This is a genomic window from Isoptericola sp. BMS4 (genome assembly GCF_011634835.1).
Classification (GTDB): Bacteria; Actinomycetota; Actinomycetes; order Actinomycetales; family Cellulomonadaceae; genus Isoptericola.
The window spans coordinates 1,426,078-1,449,502 of sequence record NZ_SIRP01000001.1 but is presented as its reverse complement, the minus strand read 5'-3'; the positions used below and the strand labels follow the sequence as shown (position 1 = coordinate 1,449,502).

Here is a 23,425-nt window from a genome sequence, read left to right as displayed (position 1 = left end):
CGTCACCCATCGCAACACCCCTCGCTAGATCAGGTGTTGCGACGACCGCTTGAACCCGCCGCGCGTGCGAGTTGTCAGACCCTGCGCGACGTATACGTCGCGCCCACCCTGACAACTCGCGCGTCAACCGGGGTTGACACACGTACGGTCGTCAACCATGGTTGACACATGACGGATCAGCAGACGCTCGTCGGCTCCGCGGCCGGCGACGACCCCACGGAAGGGCTGCGCGCCGTGCGCGCCCTGCGCGAGCTGGCCGACCGGCTCGAGACGCTCCAGGTGGAACGCGCCCGGAGCCTCGGCTGGTCGTGGCAGGACGTCGCGGACGCGCTCGGGGTCAGCCGGCAGGCGGTCCACAAGAAGCACGGCAGGAGGCTCTGATGTTCGAGAGGTTCACCAAGGAGGCCCGCGCGGTGGTGCAGGACGCCGTCCTCGTCGGCCAGGAGCGCCGCTCCCCCACGGTCGACACCCGCCACGTGCTGGTCGCGCTGGCGGAGGCGAGCGGCGCGGCGGCCACGGCGCTGCGCGACGGCGGGCTCGACCCGGCCGACGTCGCCGCCCGCGCCCGCCGCGACATCACGGCGGGCGAGCCGCTCGACGCGGACGCCCTCGCCGCGGTGGGCGTCGACCTGGACGAGGTCCGGCGCCGGACCGACCATGTCTTCGGCGCGGGCGCCCTCGAACGGGCCGCGCACCGCCGCGGACGCCGAGGCAAGCACGTCCCGTTCGCCGACGACGCCAGGAAGGCGCTCGAGCTCTCGCTGCGCGAGGCGATCCGGCTCAAGGACCGGAGCATCGACGGGACCCACCTGCTGCTGGGCGTCCTGCGCGCCGGCGGCCCCGGACGCCGGGTGCTCGACGACGCCCTGCGCGAGGCCGGGACCGACCTCGCCGCGGTGCGCACGGCCGCCGAGCGGACGCACCGCGCCGCCTGAGCACCGGACCCGGCCTCGAGCCGCCCGCGGCGGTGGTGGCCGGGCCCGTCGCGCTCAGAGCCTGGTGACGGGCGAGTACCGCAGCAGCAGGCGCTTGGTGCCGTCCGCGCCGAAGTCGATCTTCGCGACGGCGTTGGGCCCGGCCCCCTCGAGCGACACGACGGTGCCCATGCCGTAGGCGTCGTGCGTGACCTTGTCCCCCACGTGCAGGGACGGCACGTCGGCGTCCTTGCGCGGGGTCGCGGACCCGAACTTCGCCCCGCCGCCCGCGGGCGCGGCGCCCTCCTTGGGCCGGCCGAGCCGCCCACCGGCCGGGGCCCCGCCCCCGGCCCCGCCGGGGCGGGACTTCTCGGCGCGGCCGCCGCTCCCCCAGCCGCCACGGCCGCCGCCGGACCGGTCGCCCCGTGCCGAGCCACCCCAGGCGGAGCCGCCGCGGCGCAGCACCTGGGTGGACGACTCGCGTCGCCGCCAGTCCCACAGGTCCTCGGGGACCTCCTCGAGGAACCGGCTGGGCGGGAACTCGTTCGCCATGCCCCACGCGGAGCGCACGGCGGAGCGCGTGATGTAGAGCCGCTCCTCGGCCCGCGTGATCCCGACGTACGCGAGGCGACGCTCCTCGGCCAGCTCCGTCTCGTCGTGCAGGGAGCGCATGTGCGGGAACGTGCCGTCCTCCATGCCGGTGAGGAACACGACGGAGAACTCGAGGCCCTTGGCGGTGTGCAGCGTCATGAGCGTCACGACGCCCTGGTCCTCGCGCGGCTCGCCCTCCGCCCCGCCGTCGGCGACGTCCTCCTCGGGGATCTGGTCGGCGTCGGCCACGAGCGACACCCGCTCGAGGAAGTCCGCGAGGTCGCCCTCGGGGTCGAGCTCACTGAACTCCACGGCGACGGCGTGCAGCTCGGCGAGGTTCTCCACCCGGGAGGCGTCCTGCGGGTCGTCGGAGTCGCGGAGCTCGGCGAGGTACCCCGTGCTGTCGAGGACGGCGCCGAGCACGGTGGCGGGGGGCTCGCCGTCGTCGACCAGCGCCCGCAGCTCGCGCATCATGTCGCGGAACGCGGTGAGCGGCTTGAGCGTCCGGTTCGTCATGCCGCCGATCTCGTCGGCGCGCTCGAGCGCCGCCCCGAACGAGATGCGCTCCCGGTCCGCGAACGACGCGACGAGCGACTCCGCCTTGTCGCCCAGCCCGCGCTTGGGCACGTTGAGCACGCGACGCAGGTTGACGTCGTCGTCCGGGTTGGCCAGCGCCCGCAGGTAGGCGACGGCGTCCTTGATCTCGCGGCGCTCGTAGAAGCGGGTCCCGCCGACCACCTTGTACGGCAGCCCGACGCGGATCAGCACCTCCTCCAGCGCCCGGGACTGGGCGTTGGTGCGGTAGAAGACGGCGACATCGCCCGGGCGCACGCCCTCGGCGTCGCCGAGCCGGTCGATCTCCTCGGCGACGAACCGCGCCTCCGCGTGCTCGTCGTCCGCGACGTAGCCGACGATCCTGGTCCCCGCGCCCGCGTCGGTCCACAGCTTCTTGGGCTTGCGCTCCGGGTTGCGGGAGATGACGGCGTTCGCCGCCGACAGGATCGTCTGCGTCGAGCGGTAGTTCTGCTCCAGCAGGATCGTGGTGGCGTCCGGGTAGTCGGTCTCGAACTCCACGATGTTGCGGATGGTGGCGCCGCGGAAGGCGTAGATCGACTGGTCGGCGTCGCCGACGACGGTCAGCTCGGCCGGGTCGAGGCCGTCGCCGTCCGCGCCCGCGGCGGTGTCGCCGGAGGCGCCCGCGAGCTCACGGACCAGCACGTACTGGGCGTGGTTGGTGTCCTGGTACTCGTCGACGAGGATGTGCCGGAACCGGCGCCGGTAGTGCTCGGCCACGTTCGGGAACGCCTGGAGCAGGTTCACCGTGGTCATGATGATGTCGTCGAAGTCGAGCGCGTTCGCCTGCTGCAGCCGCGCCTGGTAGCGCCGGTAGACGTCCGCGAGGACGGTGTCGAACTCCGGCACGGGAGCGGCCGCGAGGCCGCCTCCGGCCGCGCGCTCCCGCCAGCCGGGGGCGGCGGCGTCGGCGTGGTCGGCCGTGTCCGCGCCCGACTGCCGCGCATACGCCTCGGGGTCGACCAGCTCGTTCTTCAGGTCGCTGATCTTGCGCGCCAGGCCGCGGGCCGGGTACTTCTTCGGGTCCAGGTCGAGCTCGCGCACCACGAGGGACACGAGCCGCTGCGAGTCGGCGGCGTCGTAGATGGAGAAGCTGGATCGCAGCCCGAGCGTCTTGGCCTCCTTGCGCAGGATGCGCACGCAGGCGGAGTGGAAGGTGGAGACCCACATCCGGCCGCCCGCCGGGCCGACGAGCTGCGTGACGCGCTCGCGCATCTCCGCGGCGGCCTTGTTCGTGAACGTGATCGCGAGGATCTCCCCCGGGCGCGCGCGGCCGGTGGCGAGCAGGTGGGCGACGCGGTGCGTGAGCACCCGGGTCTTGCCCGACCCGGCGCCGGCGACGATGAGCAGCGGCGAGCCGTGGTGCTCGACGGCGGCCCGCTGCTGCGGGTTGAGCCCCTGCAGCAGCTCCTCGGGATCGAGGTGCCCGAACGCCCCCCGGGCGCGGGGCCGGGTCGGCTCCGCGCCCTCGTGCGCCGCGACGGCGGCGTCGTGCACCCACCCGGGGGCGCCCGCCTCGGGATCGGCGGCGTCGTCGTCCCACCGCGGGGCGGTGGACGGCAGGCGCGCGGTGTCGTCCTTCACGGCGGTGTCGAACCCGGGCAGGGAGAGGCTGTCGAACAGGGAGGTCATCGTGGACCAAGCCTAGGCGCCGGCGGGGACATCCGGGGCCGTCCCCGCCGACGCCGGCTCGCACGCGGGCGGCCGTGGGCGGCTGCGACCGGCCGACCCGTGGGGGCTCAGCCCGCGACCGACACGGTCGCGCCCACGGCCTCCGGATCGACCAGCACGTCGCACACGGCCGCCGCGAGGTCGGCGCGCCGCATCGACCAGCGCCAGCGCACGTTGCCGTCGCGCCGCTCGTGGTACCGGCCGCGGGCGGCGCCGTCCAGCAGGCGCGGGGGGCGCACGATCGTCCAGTCGAGCCCCGACGCGCGCACGGCGGGCTCCGCCCGTGCGAAGCCGGCGTTGGCGTCGCGCAGCGCCCGGGCCAGGATCGGCTTGGCCAGGTAGCGGCTCAGCGGGTCGTCGCCGTCGACGACCCACCCGCTCGCCGTCACGACGACGACCCGCCGTACGCCCGCCTCCCGGGCGGCACGCACGAGCACCTCCGTGAGGTCGCCCTGGACGCCCGGCGCGCTGCCGGCCACCGGACCGAGCGCGGAGACGACGGCGCCGACGCCGGCCAGCGCGGCGGTGACAGCGCCGACGTCGTGCCCGTCGGCGGTCGCGACGCCGTCAGGCGTCAGGTCGCCGAGCCGGGCGGGGTCGCGCACGACCGCGACCACGTGGTGGCCGCGGCGGTGGGCCTCCTCGACGACCAGGCGGCCCGTGCGGCCGGTGGCTCCTAGGACGGCGATCTTCATCGGCTTCTCCTCGGTCTCGTGGTCCACCGGGTGAGTGAACACTTACTCACCCCTAGGATGGGGGCACACGGCGAGGACGTCAACAGACGACCGCACCGCCCGGGCGCCGAGTACGAGGCCGACGCCGGACGGCACGGAGACGAGACGAGGGAGCACGGATGAGCGCACGCGAGCGCATCCTCGACGCCGCGGCGACGGTGCTGCGCGAGCGCGGCCTCGCCCGCGCCACCACCAAGGAGATCGCCCGCGCCGCCGGGTGCTCCGAGGCCCTGCTGTACAAGCACTTCGCGGACAAGCAGGAGCTGTTCCTCGGCGTGCTGCACGAGCGCGCGCCCCGGCTCGACGGCCCCGACGACGTCGCCCGCACGGCCGGCACCGGCACGGTGTCGGAGAACCTGACGGACCTGGTGCGCCGCCTCCTCGCGTTCTACGCGCAGTCGTTCCCCATGGCCGCGTCCATCCTCGGCAGCCCCGAGCTGCTGGCCGCCCACCGGGCGGGCGTGCGCCGGCTCGGCGCGGGTCCCGCCGAGCCCGCCCTGCGGCTGCAGGCCTACCTGGACGCCGAGGCCGCGCGCGGCCGCCTCCCCGACGACGTCGACACCGCGGCGACGGCACGCACGCTGGCGGGCGCCGCGCTGTTCGAGGCGTTCCTCGCGACCTACGAGGGGTCCGCGGGCGTGCCCGAGCCGGAAGAGCGCGCCCGGACGATCGTGGCGAGCGTCCGGCTCTGACCGGCCACCGGCGCACGCCGGGGGCCGCGGTCGCCGGGCCCCCGCCACCCGGCGCGGCTATCGTCTCGCCATGAGCGTCGATCTCGCCGATCGCGGAACGCGGGCGCACGTGGCTCGCCTGGCCAACCCCGCGACCCTCGGCGGCACGGTCGCCGTCGCGGTGGGCCTCGTGCTCGTCCTCGTGCCGTCCCTGTCCGTGGGGTTCGTCCAGGCCGTCGCGGCCCTCGGCCTGCTCACCACGGGGCTGACCGACCTGTGGGCCGTGGTCCGGCGCCGCGGACTGCGGCCCCTGACCCGGACGGCGGCGCTGCTGCGCGGGCTGGGCTCGCTGGCCCTGGCACTGACGTTCCTGCTCTCCGCGCGGGACGCGCTCGAGGCCGCCGTCGTCCTCGGGGCGGCGTACCTGCTGCTGCGCAGCCTGATCAACCTGGTGCTCGCGGCGTTCGGCGCCCGCGAGCACCGCGGCCCACGGCTGGCGTCCGGCGGTGTCGGGGCGGCGTTCGCGCTCGCCGTCCTCGCCTCACCCGGGGTCTACGTCGACTGGATCGCCGTGGCGGTGGGCCTGCTGGCCCTGCTCGGTGGCGGTGTGACGCTCGCCTACGGCTACCGCGTGGCGACCGGCGCGGTCCCCGCCCCCGAGGGCGCGTACCCGTCGCTCACGGAGATCCTGTGGTCCTGGATCGAGCAGGCGGACGTCGGCCCGGCGCGCCGGTCGGAGCTGGCCGACGAGCTCTACCTCGAGCGCCCCGAGCGGGCGGCCAAGCGGCTCGCGTGGTGGACGATGCTCGTGCTCAGCGTGTTCATCGCCACCCTGGCGGTGCTGCAGGACTCGACCGCGGTCGTCATCGGGGCGATGCTCGTCGCACCCCTGATGACGCCGATCCTCGGCCTGGCCGGGGCCCTGGTCAACGGCTGGCGGATGCGGGCCGTCCGGTCGCTCCTCCTCGTCGCCGCCGGCGTCGCCGTCGCCGTCGTGCTCGCCTACGCGATCGCGGCCTGGGTGCCCGCCGTCGTCCCCGTCGACTCCAACAGCCAGGTCTCCTCCCGGATCGACCCCACCCTGCTCGACATGCTCATCGCGATCGCCGCCGGGGCCGCGGGCGCCTTCGCGACGGTGAACAAGCGGGTCGCGTCGTCGCTGGGCGGGGTGGCCATCGCCGTCGCGCTGGTCCCACCGCTGTCCGTGGTCGGGGTGACTCTGGGCGCCGGCCGACCGCAGGACGCGGTGGGGGCGTTCCTGCTGTTCGCGACGAACTTCGTCTCCATCGTGCTCGCGGCGTCGGTCGTCTTCGTGCTGGCGGGCGTGCCGAACCCGAAGCTGCTGCTGCGCCGCGGGCGGCAGGTGCTCGTGACGCTGGCCCCGTTCGTCGCCGCCGCGCTGCTCATCCTGGTGCCGCTGCTGGTCACGACGGACGGCCTGCTCGACCGTACGGCCAACGAGCGTGCCGCGCAGGGCGCCGTCACGTCCTGGCTCGGCGACGGCTCCACGCTCGAGGTGCGCACCGTGACCGTCGCAGGAGGAACCGTGACGGTGGAGCTGACCGGGCCGCCGGACGACCTGCCCGCGCCGGCCACGCTGCAGCGCGCCGTCGACGACGCGCTGGGCGACGACTACGCCCTCGAGATCTCGGTCGTCCCGGTCACCACGACGCGGCTCCCGGCAGGCTGAGCCCGCGCGGCCGTCGCCCGGCACGGCTCGATCCCGTGCACGGGCACGTCCCGGCGCGGCACGACGCCGGCCACGGCATTTCCGCGGCCCGCCTGCCGGCGAGGCGCCGCGGAGATCAGCGCCGCAGCCGCATCGGCGTGTGCGGGATGTCGTCCTCCAGGTACTCCGGCCCGTCGGGCTCGAAGCCGAACCGCCCGTACCAGTCCACGAGCGGCGACTGGGCGCCGAGCACGACGTCCTGCGACGGCGCCGCGGCGGTCGCGGCGTCGAGGGCCGCGCGCATCAGGGCGCCCGAGGCGCCCGTGCCGCGCACGTCCTGGTGGCACACGACGCGCCCGATGCGCTGCTCGGCGCCGTCGTCGAGCACGCGCGCCGTGGCGACGACGCGGGCGCCGTCGCGCAGGACGACGTGGCGCGTGGCCGGCTCGAGGTCCCGGTCGTCGAGGTCCGGGTAGGCGCACCGCTGCTCGACGACGAAGACGTCCTGGCGCAGGCGGCAGACGTCGAAGGCGGTGCGGGGGTCGAGCTCGTCCAGCGGGGCGGTGATGATCTGCACCGGCTCATGCTCACACGGCGTCGCGCGGGTCAGGTGAGAACCAGGCCCACGACCCACGTGACGGTCGCCACCAGGCCGCCGGCGAGCTGGATGCCGATGGTGATGGCCGTCGCCTGCAGCGCCACGACCGTCGCGCGCCAGGCCACCCGGCGGTCGCGCCGTCGCGCGAGCTCGGCGAGGAAGACGGCTCCCGCGAAGAACAGGAAGAGGCCGACGACGGGGACGACGAAGAACCCGACGATCCCGGCGACCCCGCCGAGCGCGAGGGTCGACCAGGGCACGTCGGCGCGGCGCATGTGCCGCCCGGCGAGCAGCCACTGGCCCAGCTCCGCCAGGACGATGACGAGCGCCGCCATGGCGAAGCAGACCCACGCGGTCGTGCCGCCGGTGACCCACGCCCACACGAGCACGGACCCGAGGACCAGCGCGTTGCCGGGCAGGATCTGCACGACGATGCCGACCAGCCCGACGGCGATCGCGAGGCCGACGAGCACCTCGCCGAGGACGCTCATGCCTTCCCGCCCGAGGCCCGGCGAACCAACGGCGTGACGAAGATCACCAGAAGACGGCGACCACGATGTTGACCAGCGTCAGGGCGCCGATCGTGTGCTTGAGGCCCGGCGAGACCGGCCCGGTGCCGTTGTCGCCCTTGGCGCCCTGCCGCTTGGCGAGGAACGCCAGCACGGCGATGACCAGGGCGATCACGAGCTTGACGCCGATCTTGGCCATGCTCGGGCCGCCGTCGTCCCACATCCCGCTCATCTCGGCCGTGCCGACCATCAGCACGCCCGCGACCAGCGCCGTCGCCGCGCCGTGGAAGACGCCGCGGTACAGGCCGGAGCCCTTGATCGAGGCGATGTAGCCGCCGAGCACGATCGCCCAGCCGACGAAGTGCAGCACGGCGAAGACGTTGTACAGGAAGTCCATGCGACCAGCCTATTCCCCGCACGGGCAGGGTTCTGACACCGCCGTCGTCATCCCGTTCCGGGACCGCTGTCCACATGCTGGTCCCACGATGTGGTCCCACCATGTGGACCGCCGCTCGCGCGATCTCCCGCCGAGCGGCTACCGTCGTCGCCATGACCACGGCAGCGCACCGCCTCCTCGTGACCTCCCGTCACGAGATGCCGGCGTGCGCCCGCCGCAGCATGCGCAGCTGTCTGTGCTGCTGTCGCTGATCGCGCCTTCCCTCAGCCCCCGCCGCACCCCGCGGCCCCTGAGCATCGGCGCGCGCCGTCGGTCCTCGGCCACCCGGAGCTGAGTCGTTCGTCGTCGCGCGTCCCGACCACGAGGACCCGAGGAAGAACCCCCCGATGACGACGCAGACCACCGCACCCTCCGCCGCCAGCACGGTCCGGCCGCCGCGCCCCTCCCGCCCGAACGGGCAGTGGAAGATCGACGGCACCACACCCCTGAACCACAACGAGGAGTTCAAGGCCGAGGACAACAGCCTCAACGTCCGCGGCCGCATCGAGGACACCTACGCCCGCGAGGGCTTCGACTCGATCCCCGGCGACGACCTGCACGGACGGTTCCGCTGGTGGGGCCTGTACACCCAGCGCAAGCCCGGGATCGACGGCGGCCGCACCGCGACCCTCGAGCCGCACGAGCTCGAGGACCGGTACTTCATGCTCCGCGTCCGCTCCGACGGCCAGGCCCTCTCCCCCGCCGCCCTGCGGGTGCTCGGCGGCATCTCCGCGGACTTCGGGCGCGGGTCGGCCGACATCACCGACCGGCAGAACATCCAGTACCACTGGATCGAGATCGAGAGCATGCCGGAGATCTGGCGCCGCCTCGACACCGTCGGCCTCGAGACGACGACGGCGTGCGGCGACTCGCCGCGCGGCTTCCTCGGCAGCCCGGTGGCGGGGATCGCCGCCGACGAGATCATCGACCCCACCCCGGTGATCCTCGAGATCAAACGGCGCTACATCGGCGACCCGGAGCTGGCGAACCTGCCCCGCAAGTTCAAGACGGCGATCACCGGTCACCCGAGCCTCGACGTCGTCCACGAGATCAACGACATCTCGCTCGTCGGGGTGGTGCACCCCGAGCTCGGCCCCGGCTACGACCTGTGGGTCGGCGGCGGGCTGTCGACGGCGCCGCGCCTCGGCGAGCGCCTCGGCGCGTTCGTCACCGAGGACCAGGCGCCCGACGTCTGGCACGGCGTCATCCGCGTCTTCCGCGACTACGGCTACCGCCGGCTGCGCAACAAGGCGCGCCTGAAGTTCCTGCTCAAGGACTGGGGCACGGAGAAGTTCCGGCAGGTGCTGCAGGACGAGTACCTCGGCTACGAGCTGCCCGACGGACCGGCGCCCGCCCCCGCGACCCGCCCCGGCGACCACGTGGGCGTCCACGAGCAGAAGGACGGGCGCTTCTACGTCGGCGCCGCCCCGGTCGTGGGCCGCGTCGGCGGCAACACCCTGAGCGGGCTCGCCGACCTCATCGAGTCGGTCGGCGCCGAGTCGGCCCGCCTGACCGCGCACCAGAAGGTCGTGATCCTCGGCGTGCCCGCCGACCGGGTCGACGACCTCGTCGCGGGGCTGGAGCCGCTCGGCCTCACCGCCCGCCCGAGCCTGTTCCGCCGCTCCACCATCGCGTGCACCGGCATCGAGTACTGCAAGCTGGCCATCGTCGACACCAAGGACACCGCCGCCCGCGTCATCGGCGAGCTGGAGGAGCGCCTGGCCGACGTCCACGAGCGCCTCGGTCGCCCCATCGAGCTCAACGTCAACGGCTGCCCCAACTCCTGCGCCCGGATCCAGACCGCGGACATCGGGCTCAAGGGCCAGATCATCACGGTCGACGGCGAGCAGATGCCGGGCTTCCAGGTGCACCTGGGCGGCGGGCTGGTCGGCGAGGGGCGCGACGAGGGCGGCCTGGGCCGCACGGTGCGCGGGCTCAAGGTCCCGGCCTCCCAGGTCGGGGACTACGTGGAGCGCGTCGTGCGCCGGTACGAGGCCGACCGCACCGGCGACGAGACGTTCGCGCAGTGGGCGCACCGCGCCGACGAGGAGGCCCTGGGATGACGGCCGTCGAGCTGTCCGACCCCTCCTCCCCCGTGTCCTCCCTCACCCCCGGCGGCGGCGACCGGCTCGCCCGGGTCCGCGCCCGCGCGGCCGCCCGGGACGAGGTCCGCGAGCAGCGCCGCGCCGCCCGCGCGTCGCGCCACCGCCGCTCGACCGACGACCTGCGCCACGTCGTCGAGCGGGGCCAGGCCCAGCTGCACGGCGACGGCGACAGCCCCGAGGCGACCGCCGAGGAGGTCATCGCCTGGGCCGTGCGCGAGTTCGGCCCGTGGCTCGCCGTCGCCTCCTCGATGCAGGACACGGTGCTCGCGCACCTCGTCTCCCGGCAGCTCCCGTTCGTGGACGTGCTCTTCGGCGACACCGGCTACCACTTCGGGGAGACGCTCGGCACGCGCGGCGCCGTCGAGATCGAGATGGACGTCGACGTCGTGGACGTGCGCCCCGAGCTCACCGTCGCCGAGCAGGACGAGCGGTACGGGCCGAAGCTGCACGACCGCGACCCCGAGGCCTGCTGCGCGATGCGCAAGGTCGCCCCGATGCGGGCGGCCCTGCAGGGGTACGAGGCCTGGGCCACGGGCGTGCGCCGCGCGGAGACCGCCGCCCGGGCGAACGCCCCGCTCGTGTCGTGGGACGAGCGCAACGGCGTGGTCAAGCTCAACCCGCTCGCCGCCTGGACGGACGACGACGTGGCGGACTACGCCGAGCGCCACGGCCTGGTGGTCAACCCGCTGCTGGCCGACGGCTACCCGTCGGTCGGCTGCGCCCCCTGCACCCAGCGCGTGGCACCCGGCGAGGACGCCCGCGCGGGACGATGGGCAGGGCTGGACAAGACCGAGTGCGGTCTGCACGGATGAGCGGACGGAAGGAGGCGGCGATGCGCGCGACGCACGAGACCTACCCGCTGGGGCTGCGCCTCGACGGCCGGCTGGTGATCGTCGTCGGCGGCGGGCCGGTGGCGCTGCGCCGGGTCGGCGGCCTGCTCGCCGCCGGCGCGCGCGTGCGCGTCATCGCGCCCGACGTCGTCCCCGAGCTCGCCGCGCTCGTCGCGCGCGGCGCCGTCCAGCACCTGACGCGCGGCTACTGCGAGGGCGACCTCGAGGGCGCATGGCTGGTGCACACCGCCACCGGCGACCCGCGGGTCGACGCGCGCGTGGCCGCGGACGCCGAGCTCGCCCGCACGTTCTGCGTCACCGCCGGCGACGCCGCACGCGCCAGCGCCTGGGTGCCCGCCGTGGCCCGCACGCGCGTGGACGACGTCCCGGCCGACGGCGTGGGCCGCGAGGTGACGGTCGCCGTGACCGCCGGACGCGACCCGCGCCGCGCGGTACGGGTGCGCGACGCCGTCGCGGCCGGCCTGGACGACGGGACGCTGCCGCTGCGGCGCGTCCGCCCGACCGACGACGCCGAGGCCGGGCGTCCGGGGCGGGTCGCGCTGGTCGGCGGCGGCCCGGGCGCAGCGGGCCTGATCACGGCCCGCGGGCGACGGCTGCTGGCCACGGCGGACGTCGTCGTGGTGGACCGGCTCGCCCCCCGGGCGCTGCTGGCCGGTCTGGCCGCCGACGTGGAGGTCGTCGACGTCGGCAAGACGCCCGGCCACCACCCGGTGCCGCAGGACGAGATCTGCGCCCTGCTGGTCTCCCACGCCCTGGCCGGGCGGGACGTGGTGCGCCTCAAGGGCGGCGACCCGTACGTGTTCGGCCGCGGCGGCGAGGAGCTCGCCGCCTGCCGCGCGCACGGCATCGAGGTGGAGGTCGTGCCCGGCGTGACGTCCGCCGTGTCGGTGCCCGCCGCGGCCGGGATCCCCGTGACGCACCGGGGCGTGGCGCACGGCTTCAGCGTGCTCACCGGCCACGACGCCGTCCGGGAGGTGCCCGGCGGCACCGACCACACCCTGGTGCTCCTCATGGGCGTCACCCGGCTGGCCGACTCCGCGCGGGCGCTCGTCGCTGCCGGGCGGCCCGCCGAGACCCCCGTCGCCGTGGTCGAGGACGGGTACGGCCCTCGCCAGCGCACCACCGTCGGCACCCTCGCGGACATCGCCGCGAGGGCCGCGGAGGTCGGGGTGCGGGCGCCGGCCGTGACGGTCGTCGGGGACGTGGTGCGCCTCAGCCCGGCGTGGGCCGGGGACGACGTCGCCCGCGGCTCCGCTCACACCTCACCGGCGTCCGTCGTGAGGACGTCGTGACCGCGGTTCACCCGCCGGCAACCACCGGGACCGGCGACGGCGGTAGTGTCCCGGCCATGACGCCTCCCGCGCTGCTCGCCATCTCCCACGGCACCGACTCGCCCACGGGCGCGGGCGCAGTCGCGACCTTGGTCGACGCCGTGGCCCACCGGCTCGCGGCACAGGAGGTGCCCGTGCACGCGGGCTTCGTCGACGTGCAGACTCCGGACGTGCCGACCTGCCTGGCGGGCCTGCGCGAGGCCCCCGTCGAGGCGACGGTCGTCGTGCCCCTGCTGCTCTCGGCCGGGTACCACGTGCACGTCGACCTGCGCGAGGACGTCGAGAAGGCCGTCGCCTCCGGGCAGCGGGTGACGCTCGGCGACGCGCTGGGTCCGGACGACCGGCTCGTGGACCTGCTGGAGCGGCGCCTCGCCGAGTCGCTGCCGACCGGCCTGCGGGACGACGACGTCGTCGTGCTCGCCGCTGCCGGGTCGAGCGACGCGCGCGCGGTCGCCGACTGCGAGACCACGGCGCAGCGGCTCTCGGCGCGGATCGGGCGCACCGTGACCGTGGGTTACCTCGCCAACGCCACACCGCGGCTCGCGGACGTCGTGTCCGACGCCCGCGGCAAGGGCGCCGCGGGCCGCGTCGTCGTCGCCACCTACCTGCTGGCCCCGGGCTTCTTCGCCGACCTCGCCGCGAACGCGGGCGGCGACGTCACGTCGGCGCCGCTGCTCGTCGCCGGCGAGGAGGCGCCCGACGAGCTGGTCGACGTCGTCGTGGACCGCTACCGCGACGCCCCGCCCGGCGACGCGGCGGCCTGAGCCCGCGGGTCAGGTACGTCGATCAGAGCAGCCGGCGCGCGGCCGCCCACCGGGTGAGCTCGTAGCGGCTGGAGAGCTGCAGCTTGCGCAGCACCGCGGACACGTGCGTCTCGACGGTCTTGATGGAGATGAACAGCTCGCTCGCGACCTCGCGGTAGGAGTAGCCGCGGGCGATGAGGCGCATCACCTCCTGCTCGCGCTTGGACAGGCGGTCGAGCTCGTCGTCAGCCACGGCGACGTCGCCGGCGGCGGTGCCGAAGGCGTCGAGCACGAACCCGGCGAGCCGCGGGGAGAAGACGGCGTCTCCCCCGGCCACGCGGACGACCGCTCCGGAGAGCTCGTTCGCGGAGATGTTCTTGGTGACGTACCCGCGCGCGCCGGCCCGGATGACGGCGACGACGTCCTCGGCGGCGTCGGACACGGACAGCGCGAGGAAGCGGGTGCCGCCCAGCAGGTCGGCGCAGCGCGACACCACCTCGGCACCCCCGCCGCCGTTGCCGCCGGGCAGGTGCACGTCGAGCAGGACGACGGGCGGGCGGTGCTCGTGCACCGCGGCGACCGCCTGGTCGACGTCGGCGGCCTCCCCCACCACGCGCACCCGCTCGTCGAGGCTCGCGCGGACGCCGGTGCGGAACATGTGGTGGTCGTCGACGAGGACGACGGGGACGGGGGTGGGCACCGTGTCGGCGGCGGCGCCGTCGTGGTTCGGGTCCGTGGTCACTGACGGGCTCCTTCGTCGGGGACGGGCTCGGTCGCGTCCTGCGGGGACGGCTCGGTGTCGGGCCGGGTGTCGGGCTCGGGCTCCGGGGCGGGCGCCGCGTCGGGCTCGCGCGGCATGCGCAGCCGCACCTCGGTGCCCCACCCCGGGCGGCTGGTCACGTCGGCGGTGCCGCCCCGGCGGTGCACCCGCCCCAGGATGGACTCCCGCACGCCGAACCGGTCCGGCGCGATGTCGTCCATGTCGAAGCCGTCGCCGCGGTCGCGCACGAACACCTCGACCGCGGCGTCGGTGATCTCGAGGTAGACGGTCACCGGCGGGCTCCCGTGCGCGACCGCGTTGACGAGCGCCTCCCGGGTGGCCTGCAGCACCGCCGTCGTCTCCTCCGTGGGCACGCAGTCGCCGACGACGACGGTCTCGATCTCGACGGCGCGTCCGTCCTCCACCTCGCCGACCAGCGCGCGCAGCTCCGCGGCCAGCGACGTGCCCGGCGCGGTGCGGTCCGTGTAGAGCCACTCGCGCAGCTCCCGCTCCTGGGCACGTGCCATGCGCGCCACCGTCTCGGGGTCGTCGGCGCGCGAACGGATGAGGGCGAGCGTCTGCAGCACGGAGTCGTGCAGGTGGGCGGCGATGTCGGCACGTTCCGCCTCGCGGGCGCGGGCGGCGCGCTCGTCGCCCAGCTCGCGGACGAGCCGCAGCCACCAGGGCGCCAGCATCAGCGCGACACCGATCAGCACCGCGAGGCAGGCTGCCGCGACCTGGACCAGCAGCCGCGGCGACGTGCCCTGATAGAGCAGGAGCAGCACGCCGGACATCACGAGGATGACGCCGCCGGCCAGTCGGAGCACGAAGGTGCCGCGCCCGCCGCCGTCGTCGCGCCACCGGCCGCGCTGCGCGGCGTCGAGCTGGCTCCACGCCAGCGCCAGGCCGCCGACGGCGATGAGCACCGGCAGCAGCCACGACGACCCGATGTCCCACCCCGTCCGGGCGGCGACGAGCAGCCCGGCGCCCCCGAGGAGCGCGGCGCCGATCACGACGTCGCGCAACGGCAGCGCCGACACCGGCCCCTGCATCCGCAGCCGGGGAGCGAGCCGCTGCAGCGACGATGGTGTCGCGGCCGCGGCCAGCCGCGGGTCCCCAGCAGGGACGGTCACCCACCAGAAGACGTACACGACGAGGCCGGCCCCACCGGCGAGCGCCAGCAGGGCGAACGCGACCCGCACGACCGCGACCGGAAGGCGCAGGTGCAGGGCCAGCCCCGCGCACACGCCGCCGAGCCACCGGCCCTGCGGGGGCCGGCGCAGCGGGAGGCGCGCGGGGCGGTCGGTCGTGGTCACGTTCCTGATCCTGGCACGTCAGGTGGCGTCCCGAGGCACGGGGGCACAAGTTTCAGGGTGCGGCTCCCGGGCGTTTCAGGGTCCGGTCAGGGCAGCTCCCGATGCCGCGCGCGCCGCCGGGTCGTCAGGATGGACCCATGAGCACCGACGACCACTCCCAGCCCGGGCCGCAGCCCGGCGGCGGCGCCGCACCCGGCACGCCGCCCGGCACGGGCGACGCCCCGCCCGAGGGCGCTCCCCCGCCCCGCCGACCCGCCGGCGACGGGTTCTTCGACTCGATCCGCCGGATGGGGATCGCCCGCTCCGACGAGCGCTGGGTCGGCGGCGTGGCGGGCGGCGTCGCGGAGAGGTTCGGCCTCGACCCCCTGCTGGTCCGCGGTCTGCTCATCCTCAGCTTCTTCCTCACCGGCGCCGGCATCGTCATCTACGCGATCGCGTGGGCCCTGCTGCCCGAGCGTCGTGACGGGCGGATCCACCTGCAGCAAGCCGTCCGCGGCGACTTCGACGTCGCGCTGCTCGGCGCCGTCATCGCCTTCGTCGTCGGCGTCGCCTGGAACGACGGCCTCTGGTCGTGGGGCTTCGGGCTCTTCGACTGGGTGGGCGGCGTGCTGTGGGTCGCCGTCTGGGTGGCGGTCATTTGGCTGATCGTCAAGCTCGTCCGCGACCGCCGGGCCCGCCGCGACCCCTCGTCGGGCGGGCCGGGGGCACCGGGCCGGCCCACGGGGCCTGGAGGCCCCGGCGCTCCCGGTGGCCCCACCGGTCCCGGGCCGTCCGCGCCCCCGGCCGGCTCCCCCGCGCCGTACGCCCCGGCCGCCGGTGTGCCGATCACGCCCGCCCCGGACGCACCCGGCTCACCGGTCGCCGGCCGGGGTGACGGGCCGGAGCCCGCGGCGCACTTCACGCCCGCGCCGCCGGCGCCCTCCCGCACGCAGCAGCCACAGCCGCCCGTCGCGGAGTCCCGCCCGGTCTACGCCGCTGCCCCGCCCGCGGCGTCCGCCCCTGCGCCGGCGCCCCCGCAGCCCCCCAGGCCGCCGAAGCCACGACGGCGTGGACCCGGCGCCGGGACGGTCGGCATCGTGACGGGCCTCGTGCTGATCATCGGCGCACTGCTGCTGGTCGCGGACCGGGTCGGCGACCTGGGCGTCCCGCTCGGCCCGACCTGGCTCGGCGCCTCGATCGTCGTGCTCGGCCTCGGCCTGGTGGTGTGCGGGCTGCGCGGCAGGCGCGGCGGCGGCCTGAGCTGGCTGGCCGCGCTCGCGCTCGTGGCGGGGATCATCACGTGGCCGTTCGCGGGCGACCAGGACAGCTGGGACTTCTGGGACGACGACCCGCGCCCCGGCCCCGCCGCCGTCATCAGCGAGGGCAACCTGACGCCGCGCACCATCGAGGAGGCCGAGGACGGCGTCCACGTCCGCTTCGGCAGCGCCGTCGTCGACCTCACCGAGCTCGACCTCGACAGCCTCGACCCCGGCGAGCAGGCCGTCGTCCCCATCTCCATGACCGCCGGCAGCACCCTGGTCGTCATCCCCGAGAACACCGCCGTCGAGGCGCAGGCCGAGGTCATCGCCGGCAACCTGACCTGGCGGGTGGACGGCAGCTCCCGCTCGGTGAACACCTACACCGAGAACCCCGTCCGGTTCACCACGCCCGAGGTCACCGGCCCGGACAGCGCACGGCTGGTGCTCGACGTCGACGTGCGCGCCGGCGACCTGACCATCGAGGAGGGCTCGCGATGAGCGACGACAGGACCACCCCGCCCACGCCCGACGACGCTCGGCCGGCGACGGACGAGACGCAGGCGCTGCCGGCGACCGACGACACCCAGGCGCTCCCCGCGCCCGAGGAGACGCAGGCGCTCCCCGCGCCCGAGGAGACGCAGGCGCTGCCCGCCGCCGAGGACACCCAGGCGCTGCCGGCGACCGACGACACCCAGGTGCTCCCCGCGCCCGAGGAGACGCGGCCCCTGCCCGCCGCCGGGCCCGACGACCCGCTGTCGGTGTTCGACCAGCCCGACCCCCCGCGGGCGGCCCCCGAGCCGGCGGGGCCCGCTCCGACCCCGCAGCCCGACCCGCTCCCGGCCGCACCGACGCCCTACCCCGTCGGGCCCGCCGGCCCTGTCGCGAGCACGGAACCCGCGCCCCCCTCGGGCCCGCGCGCCAGCACCATCGTGTGGGGCGTGCTGGTCGTGGCGTTCGGCGTGGGGCTCGTCGCGACGGGGGCGGGCGCCCGGCTCGACGTCGGCCTCATCTCGATCGTGCTGCTCGCCGCCGCCGGTTTCCTGCTGGTGGTCGGGTCGGTCGCCGCGGCGGTACGCCGCCGACGCCGGCCGACGTCAGGCTGACGTCGTCGTGCCGGGCGGCTCCGCCCGCCCCGCCCGTCAGGCCCTCGGACCGTCCCCCGGGTCCGAGGGCCTCGGCGTGCCCGGGCCGGTCTCCGGCCCCGCGACCGGCGGTGCGGCAGGCGGCCGGTCCGAGGAACCCGGCGTCGGCGCGTCGGGTGCGGGGCGTGACGACGACCGCGTCGGCGGCGGGCCGGGCGGCGTCGGCGGCAGCGGCGACGTCGGCGGCTCGTCCGCATGGCGGCCCGACGCCGACAGGTCGCCGTGCGAGGAGAGCCCCGGCGTCTCGACGGCGACCTGCGGGCCGCCCGCGAGCCGGCGCAGCGCCCCGCCCAGCAGGACGAACAGGATCCCCAGGCCCACGACCAGCGCGCAGACGCCGAACGCGACGACGGACGTGAACAGGGAGGCGCGCAGGAACGACGCGTTCATGACGGTGTCGCGCAGCGGGTCGTCCTGCGGCAGCTCTGCGTACGTCTGCCCGTCGGCCATCTCGGTGGCGTGCTTGTCGATGACCTCCGCCTGCGCGTACGCCGTGAAGGGGCCGGCGACCTGCTGGCCCGCGAACATGCGGGCGTCGTCGGAGACGGTGATGTTCTCGTCGGCGAGCGTCATGGACACGAGGATCCACACGCCGAGCCCGGCGAGCACCATGACGACGCCGGCGACGATCGTGACCATCCCGATGCCGCGGACCCCCTTGACGGGCCCGATGGTCACCCGGCTCGACGACACGCTGGACATGACGGCACCTCTCTCGTGGACGCTGCCTGGGACGACTGGCGCGGTACCTCTCCTGCCAACGTAGCCCGGCACGCAGGCGATGGCAGGATGAACCGGTGCGCATCACCCACGTGTCGGACTCCTACCTGCCCCTCCTCGGGGGCATCGAGACGCAGGTCGCCCGGCTCGCGCGCCGCCAGGCGGAGGCCGGGCACGAGGTCGAGGTGATCACGACGACGCCGCCGCGCCGGCATGCGCACGGCGTCACGACGGAGCAGGGTCAGGACGGCGTCACCGTGCACCGCGTCGCGGCCCGGGTACCCGGCGGATACCCGGTGCACCCCCGCTCGACGGCGCACGTGCTGGCGCGGCTGCGGGAACGGACGGCCGCCGGGCGGCGTCCCGACGTCGTCCACCTGCACATGGGCGTGCTCGCCCCCACGGTGGAGCTCGCGCTGCGCCCGGTGACCCGCCTCGGACTGCCGGCGCTGCTCACCGTGCACTCGGTGTGGGGCGGCTGGGAGCGCGCGTTCGCGGCGCTCGACCGGGTGGCCGGCTGGTCGGCGTGGCCGGTGCAGTGGTCGGCCGTGAGCGCGATGACCGCCGCCCCGCTGCGCCGCGTCGTGGGCCGCAGGCTGGGCGCCGAGACGGCGGCCGACCGCGTGTCGGTGCTCGGCAACGGCATCGACGTGGACGCATGGCGGCTGCCGCGCACCGAGCGCGCCGACCGGGCCGAGGGACGCGAGGTGCACGTCGTCTCCGCGAGCCGCTTCGCGCCCCGCAAGCGGGTGCTGCCGATGCTGGAGGCGCTCGCGGCCGCCGTCGAGCGCGCGCCCGGGCGCCTCGTCGCGACGATCGGCGGCGACGGGCCCCAGCTCGACGAGGCCCGCCGCTTCGTGCGCGAGCGCGGCCTGGCCGACGTCGTGCGCCTGGTCGGCCGGTTGTCCACGACGGAGCTGATGCGGCTCTACGTGCGGGCGGACGTGTTCGTCGCCCCCGCCGTGCAGGACGCCTTCGGCATCGCCGCCCTCGAGGCCCAGGCCGCGGGCCTGGCGGTGGTGAGCCGGTCGCAGTCCGGCGTCGCCGAACGCCTCGTCGACGGCCGGGACGCCCTCCTGGTCGACGACGACGCGGCGATGGCCGACGCCCTCGTGCGCCTCGCCGACGACCCCGACCTGCTGGACCGGATCATCGCTCACAACCGCACGGCCGAGCTCGCGACCTCCTGGCCCCGCGTCCTCGCGGACACGGAAGAGGCCTACCGGCGCGCCGCTGCGCTCCAGTAGGCCCCTGGCGAGCTCACTGCCCGCTCATTCCCACTCGATCGTGCCCGGCGGCTTGCTCGTCACGTCGAGAACGACGCGGTTGACCTCGGGCACCTCGTTGGTGATGCGCGTGGAGATCACCGAGAGCACGTCGTAGGGCAGGCGCGTCCAGTCGGCCGTCATGGCGTCCTCGGAGGACACCGGGCGCAGCACGACGGGGTGGCCGTAGGTGCGGCCGTCGCCCTGCACCCCGACGGAGCGGACGTCGGCGAGCAGCACGACGGGGCACTGCCAGATCTCGCCGTCGAGGCCGGCCCGGGTGAGCTCCTCGCGCGCGATGGCGTCCGCCTTGCGCAGGGTCTCCAGGCGGTCGGCGGTCACCTCGCCGACGATGCGGATCCCGAGGCCGGGGCCGGGGAACGGCTGGCGGGAGACGATCTCCTCGGGCACGCCGAGCTCGCGGCCGACGGCGCGGACCTCGTCCTTGAACAGCGTGCGCAGCGGCTCGACGAGCTCGAACGTGAGGTCGTCGGGCAGGCCGCCGACGTTGTGGTGGGACTTGATGTTGGCCGCGCCCTCGCCACCGCCGGACTCGACGACGTCGGGGTACAGCGTGCCCTGGACGAGGAAGCGGACCTCCTCGCCGTGCGCACCGGCGTCGGCGACGATGTCGCGCTGCGCGTCCTCGAAGACGCGGATGAACTCTCGGCCGATGATCTTGCGCTTGGTCTCCGGGTCGCTGACGCCGGCGAGCGCGCCGAGGAACCGCTCCTTCTCGTCGCGGATGACGAGGTTCACGCCGGTGGCGGCGACGAAGTCGCGCTCGATCTGCTCGACCTCGCCGGCGCGCAGCAGCCCGTGGTCGACGTGCACGCAGGTGAGCTGGTCGCCCACGGCCTTCTGCACGAGCGCCGCGGCCACGGCGGAGTCGACGCCGCCGGACAGGGCGCAGATGACGCGGGCGTCGCCGACCTGCGCGCGGATCGCCTCGACCTGGTCCGCGATGACGTTGTCGGGCGTCCAGTCGGCCGCCAGGCCGGCGCCGGTGTACAGGAAGTGCTCGAGGACGGTCTGGCCGTGCGCGGAGTGCTTCACCTCGGGGTGCCACTGCACGCCGTAGAGGCGGCGGCCGGCGTCCTCGAACGCGGCGACCGGCGAGCCGGACGACGTCGCGAGCACCTCGAAGCCCTCGGGGGCCGCGTGCACGGAGTCGCCGTGGCTCATCCACGTGGTCTGGTTCGCGGGGGTGCCCTCCAGGAGCATGCCGGCCGCGCACACCTCGACCTCGGTGCCGCCGTACTCGCGCGTGCCCGTCTGCGCCACCGTGCCGCCGAGGGCCTGCGCCATCGCCTGGAAGCCGTAGCAGATGCCGAGGACGGGGACGCCGGCCTCGAACAGCTTCGGGTCGACGAAGGGCGCACCCGTGGCGTACACCGACGCCGGCCCCCCGGAGAGGATGATCGCCGCCGGGTCCTTGGCGAGCATCTGCTCCGTGGTGAGCGTGTGCGGCACGATCTCGGAGTAGACCTTCGCCTCGCGCACGCGGCGCGCGATGAGCTGGGCGTACTGGGCGCCGAAGTCGACGACGAGGACCGGGCGGGGAGAATCTGGGGCAGGTGCGGTGGCGGGAGACGTCACCGGGTCATCCTATCCGCCACCCCCTCGTGCTGTGGGTACGCAGATGGCGTGGAATCCGGCCGGATTCCACGCCATCTGCGTACCCACGTGGGTACGCAGATGGCGTGGAATCCGGCCGGATTCCACGCCATCTGCGTACCCACAGCACGGCAGAGTGGGCTACTGCGTCGGGTAGGTCACCTCGACGCGGCGGTTCAGCGCGCGACCGGCGGGGTTGTCCTCGCCGCCCACCTCGTTGGCCGCGACCGGGTCCGACTCGCCGTGCCCCGCGACCTTCAGCGTGAGGTCGTCGCGCACACCCGACAGCACGTCAGCGACGGCGTCCGCACGCTTCGTCGACAGCCGCTGATTGAACGCTTCCTCGCCCACCGCGTCGGTGTACCCGTCCACGTGGACTGCCGCGCCCTGCGGGATGTCGCCCGCCAGGTCCTCCACCGCTCGTTTCGCCTCGGCGGAGAGCTTCGCCGAGCCGAAGTCGAACAGCAGGTCGGAGGTCAGCGTGACGACGGTGTCGTCGGCCTCCTCCCGCTCTCGCTCCAGGGCCGTCGTCGAGTCCTCCGGGTGCAGGGCGAACGTGGCGTCGGCGATCCGCAGGTCGATCGTGGCGTCGGCGGCCATCTCGGGGGTCGTCGCGACGCTCTCGACGCGCTCGCGATCCTCGGCGAGGTCTTCCTCCGCCTCCGCGACGAGCTCCGGGTCCGGCTCGGCGGCCGCCGACGACCCTGCAGGCGACGGGTCCGGGGTCGAGGCCGCCGCGGTGGCGCCCGGGACCCCGGCCGCGACGAGGGCGAGCGCCACCCCGAGCGGAACCGCGCGGCGGCGGGTCACGCTCACTCGGCACCCCCGTCGGCGTAGGTGACGGTGGCGTCGGTGAACATCGGCAGGCCCTCGACCGGGGCGACGTCGACCTTCTCCGGGTTGCCCTCCGGCGCGGGCAGCACCGCCCAGGACTCGACCGTGCCGTGGTTCGGGAACGCGAACTGGATCTTCTCGAGCGGCGACACGAGCATCGACTCCCGGCACCGCAGCTGCTCGAGGCCGGCGTCCGAGGCCCGCTCGGTCTCAGGCTGCCACGCCCCGTCGGTGCAGAACGGCCGGTAAAGGGTGAGGCTCTCCCGGTCGGTCACGGTCGTGACGGGCTCAAGGCCCATGTCGTAGTAGCTCGCGCCGGCGTCCGCGGGCGCCTCGTCGTCGTCCCAGCGCAGCGCCCACCGGACCGTCATCGTGCCGTCGGCGACCTCGACGGAGCGCAGCGTCGTGGTGACCTCGCCGCCCCACGCGTCCCCGGAGCCGTGCGGTGTCGCGGTGGACCTGGTGGCCATCTCGCCGTCACCCGCGTCGGCCGTGCCGACCGCCGGGTCCGCGTCCGCGGCCGGCGCGCTCCCGGTGCTCTGGGTGCTCTGGGTGGCGTCACCGCCCTGCCCGTCGTCCTGCTCCCCGCCGGTGCAGCCGGCGGCGAGCACGCCGGTCACCGCGATCGCGGCAGGCAGTCGGACAGCGGTGGCAAGACGGGCGCGTGCGAACACGGTGCTCCTCGGTGGTGGGGGCGGACGACAGGGTTCAGCGCACGTCGTAGCGCTCGGCGAGCGCGGTCAGCTTGGCGTCGGCGTCGGCGTGGACGCGCTTCTCGAGGATGAAGGACATCACCGGCACGACACCGGCGAACACCATCGTGGCGAGGCGGCCGAAGCCCCAGCGCATCTTGGCCCACAGGTCCAGCACGGTGACGAGGTAGACCACGTAGATCCACCCGTGCGCGAAGGGCACCCAGCCCATGTAGTCCACCACCACGTCGACGGGGACCACGTACTTGAAGAACATCTCCACGCACAGGATCAGCAGCATCACACCGGTGAGGATCGCCATGAACCGGTAGCGCGACAGCGCGCCGCGCGCCTTGCGGATCGCGGTCGCGGCCTGCTCGGGGCTGGCCTGGGCGCCCGCGGCGTCGGTGGTGGCGGGGTGCTGGTCCGGGGTGCTCACCCGGCC

23 protein-coding genes are annotated in these 23,425 nt (G+C 75.2%); 11 read left to right on the top strand and 12 right to left on the bottom strand.

Annotation, left to right across the window (positions count from 1 at the left end):
* Positions 1 to 168 precede the first annotated feature (168 nt).
* Both EYB28_RS06510 and EYB28_RS06505 read left to right on the top strand, forming a co-directional pair.
* Positions 169 to 381, top strand: coding sequence for an RNA polymerase subunit sigma-70 (locus EYB28_RS06510; RefSeq protein WP_166845852.1), 213 nt, complete (start codon positions 169 to 171; stop codon positions 379 to 381).
* A complete protein-coding gene (locus EYB28_RS06505; RefSeq protein ID WP_166845850.1) occupies positions 381 to 935 on the top strand; it encodes a Clp protease N-terminal domain-containing protein in 555 nt (184 codons plus the stop codon). The genes EYB28_RS06510 and EYB28_RS06505 overlap by 1 nt, the downstream gene beginning before the upstream one ends.
* Positions 936 to 989: 54 nt before the next feature.
* On the opposite strand, the gene EYB28_RS06500 is transcribed toward EYB28_RS06505, so the two are convergent.
* Together EYB28_RS06500 and EYB28_RS06495 are read right to left on the bottom strand one after the other, a co-directional pair.
* Positions 990 to 3,710: a UvrD-helicase domain-containing protein gene (locus EYB28_RS06500; protein WP_166845848.1), complete on the bottom strand. Its 2,721-nt coding sequence runs from the start codon at positions 3,708 to 3,710 to the stop codon at positions 990 to 992.
* Between the two features lie 107 nt (positions 3,711 to 3,817).
* A complete protein-coding gene (locus tag EYB28_RS06495; RefSeq protein ID WP_205710856.1) occupies positions 3,818 to 4,471 on the bottom strand; it encodes an NAD(P)-dependent oxidoreductase in 654 nt (217 codons plus the stop codon).
* Between the two features lie 131 nt (positions 4,472 to 4,602).
* Here EYB28_RS06495 and EYB28_RS06490 point away from each other — a divergent pair, with 131 nt between their 5' ends.
* Both EYB28_RS06490 and EYB28_RS06485 read left to right on the top strand, forming a co-directional pair.
* A complete protein-coding gene (locus tag EYB28_RS06490; protein ID WP_166845846.1) occupies positions 4,603 to 5,175 on the top strand; it encodes a TetR/AcrR family transcriptional regulator in 573 nt (190 codons plus the stop codon).
* A gap of 70 nt (positions 5,176 to 5,245) precedes the next feature.
* On the top strand, positions 5,246 to 6,844 hold the full coding sequence (locus EYB28_RS06485; RefSeq protein ID WP_166845844.1) for a DUF389 domain-containing protein: 1,599 nt from the start codon (positions 5,246 to 5,248) through the stop codon (positions 6,842 to 6,844).
* 115 nt (positions 6,845 to 6,959) lie between these two features.
* On the opposite strand, the gene EYB28_RS06480 is transcribed toward EYB28_RS06485, so the two are convergent.
* The 3 genes from EYB28_RS06480 to EYB28_RS06470 are packed head-to-tail and all read right to left on the bottom strand — an operon-like array spanning position 6,960 to position 8,327.
* The gene (locus tag EYB28_RS06480; protein ID WP_166845843.1) at positions 6,960 to 7,400 is read right to left on the bottom strand and encodes a GNAT family N-acetyltransferase; all 441 of its coding nucleotides are present in this window, start codon (positions 7,398 to 7,400) and stop codon (positions 6,960 to 6,962) included.
* A 29-nt stretch (positions 7,401 to 7,429) separates the two neighbouring features.
* The gene (locus tag EYB28_RS06475; protein WP_166845841.1) at positions 7,430 to 7,912 is read right to left on the bottom strand and encodes a DUF456 domain-containing protein; all 483 of its coding nucleotides are present in this window, start codon (positions 7,910 to 7,912) and stop codon (positions 7,430 to 7,432) included.
* A gap of 43 nt (positions 7,913 to 7,955) precedes the next feature.
* Positions 7,956 to 8,327: a hypothetical protein gene (locus EYB28_RS06470; RefSeq protein ID WP_166845839.1), complete on the bottom strand. Its 372-nt coding sequence runs from the start codon at positions 8,325 to 8,327 to the stop codon at positions 7,956 to 7,958.
* Positions 8,328 to 8,713: 386 nt separating this feature from the next.
* Between EYB28_RS06470 and EYB28_RS06465 the strand changes: the two genes are divergently transcribed.
* Genes EYB28_RS06465 through EYB28_RS06450 form a run of 4 tightly spaced genes read left to right on the top strand, consistent with a single transcriptional unit; the run spans position 8,714 to position 13,417 of the window.
* On the top strand, positions 8,714 to 10,429 hold the full coding sequence (locus EYB28_RS06465) for a nitrite/sulfite reductase (protein WP_166845837.1): 1,716 nt from the start codon (positions 8,714 to 8,716) through the stop codon (positions 10,427 to 10,429).
* A complete protein-coding gene (locus tag EYB28_RS06460; protein WP_166845835.1) occupies positions 10,426 to 11,283 on the top strand; it encodes a phosphoadenylyl-sulfate reductase in 858 nt (285 codons plus the stop codon). The genes EYB28_RS06465 and EYB28_RS06460 overlap by 4 nt, the downstream gene beginning before the upstream one ends.
* Positions 11,284 to 11,303: 20 nt before the next feature.
* Positions 11,304 to 12,614 carry a uroporphyrinogen-III C-methyltransferase gene (gene cobA / locus EYB28_RS06455; RefSeq protein ID WP_166845833.1) on the top strand — a complete coding sequence of 437 codons (1,311 nt, stop codon included), beginning with the start codon at positions 11,304 to 11,306 and terminating at the stop codon, positions 12,612 to 12,614.
* Between the two features lie 56 nt (positions 12,615 to 12,670).
* Positions 12,671 to 13,417: a sirohydrochlorin chelatase gene (locus EYB28_RS06450; RefSeq protein ID WP_166845831.1), complete on the top strand. Its 747-nt coding sequence runs from the start codon at positions 12,671 to 12,673 to the stop codon at positions 13,415 to 13,417.
* 22 nt (positions 13,418 to 13,439) lie between these two features.
* On the opposite strand, the gene EYB28_RS06445 is transcribed toward EYB28_RS06450, so the two are convergent.
* Both EYB28_RS06445 and EYB28_RS06440 read right to left on the bottom strand, forming a co-directional pair.
* Positions 13,440 to 14,054 (bottom strand): response regulator transcription factor, encoded by a 615-nt coding sequence (locus EYB28_RS06445; protein ID WP_240930689.1) that lies wholly within the window; start codon positions 14,052 to 14,054, stop codon positions 13,440 to 13,442.
* Between the two features lie 80 nt (positions 14,055 to 14,134).
* Entirely contained in the window at positions 14,135 to 15,472 is a 1,338-nt protein-coding gene (locus EYB28_RS06440) for an ATP-binding protein (protein ID WP_166845829.1), read from the bottom strand.
* A gap of 137 nt (positions 15,473 to 15,609) precedes the next feature.
* Between EYB28_RS06440 and EYB28_RS06435 the strand changes: the two genes are divergently transcribed.
* On the top strand, positions 15,610 to 17,208 hold the full coding sequence (locus EYB28_RS06435) for a PspC domain-containing protein (protein ID WP_166845827.1): 1,599 nt from the start codon (positions 15,610 to 15,612) through the stop codon (positions 17,206 to 17,208).
* Entirely contained in the window at positions 17,205 to 17,813 is a 609-nt protein-coding gene (locus tag EYB28_RS06430; RefSeq protein WP_166845825.1) for a hypothetical protein, read from the top strand. Before EYB28_RS06435 ends, EYB28_RS06430 begins: the two co-directional genes overlap by 4 nt.
* Positions 17,814 to 17,849: 36 nt before the next feature.
* On the opposite strand, the gene EYB28_RS20600 is transcribed toward EYB28_RS06430, so the two are convergent.
* A complete protein-coding gene (locus EYB28_RS20600) occupies positions 17,850 to 18,554 on the bottom strand; it encodes a hypothetical protein (RefSeq protein ID WP_370459444.1) in 705 nt (234 codons plus the stop codon).
* Between the two features lie 95 nt (positions 18,555 to 18,649).
* On the opposite strand from EYB28_RS20600, the gene EYB28_RS06420 reads away from it, so the two are divergent.
* Complete coding sequence (locus EYB28_RS06420) at positions 18,650 to 19,819, top strand: glycosyltransferase family 4 protein (protein ID WP_166845823.1); 1,170 nt, start codon at positions 18,650 to 18,652, stop codon at positions 19,817 to 19,819.
* Positions 19,820 to 19,843: 24 nt separating this feature from the next.
* On the opposite strand, the gene guaA is transcribed toward EYB28_RS06420, so the two are convergent.
* From guaA to EYB28_RS06400, 4 genes are all read right to left on the bottom strand, one after another.
* Complete coding sequence (guaA, locus tag EYB28_RS06415) at positions 19,844 to 21,436, bottom strand: glutamine-hydrolyzing GMP synthase (RefSeq protein WP_166845821.1); 1,593 nt, start codon at positions 21,434 to 21,436, stop codon at positions 19,844 to 19,846.
* Between the two features lie 159 nt (positions 21,437 to 21,595).
* A complete protein-coding gene (locus tag EYB28_RS06410) occupies positions 21,596 to 22,270 on the bottom strand; it encodes an OmpA family protein (protein ID WP_166845818.1) in 675 nt (224 codons plus the stop codon).
* Complete coding sequence (locus EYB28_RS06405) at positions 22,267 to 22,962, bottom strand: hypothetical protein (protein ID WP_166845816.1); 696 nt, start codon at positions 22,960 to 22,962, stop codon at positions 22,267 to 22,269. Before EYB28_RS06405 ends, EYB28_RS06410 begins: the two co-directional genes overlap by 4 nt.
* A gap of 34 nt (positions 22,963 to 22,996) precedes the next feature.
* Complete coding sequence (locus tag EYB28_RS06400; RefSeq protein WP_166845814.1) at positions 22,997 to 23,419, bottom strand: DUF3817 domain-containing protein; 423 nt, start codon at positions 23,417 to 23,419, stop codon at positions 22,997 to 22,999.
* Positions 23,420 to 23,425 lie beyond the last annotated feature (6 nt).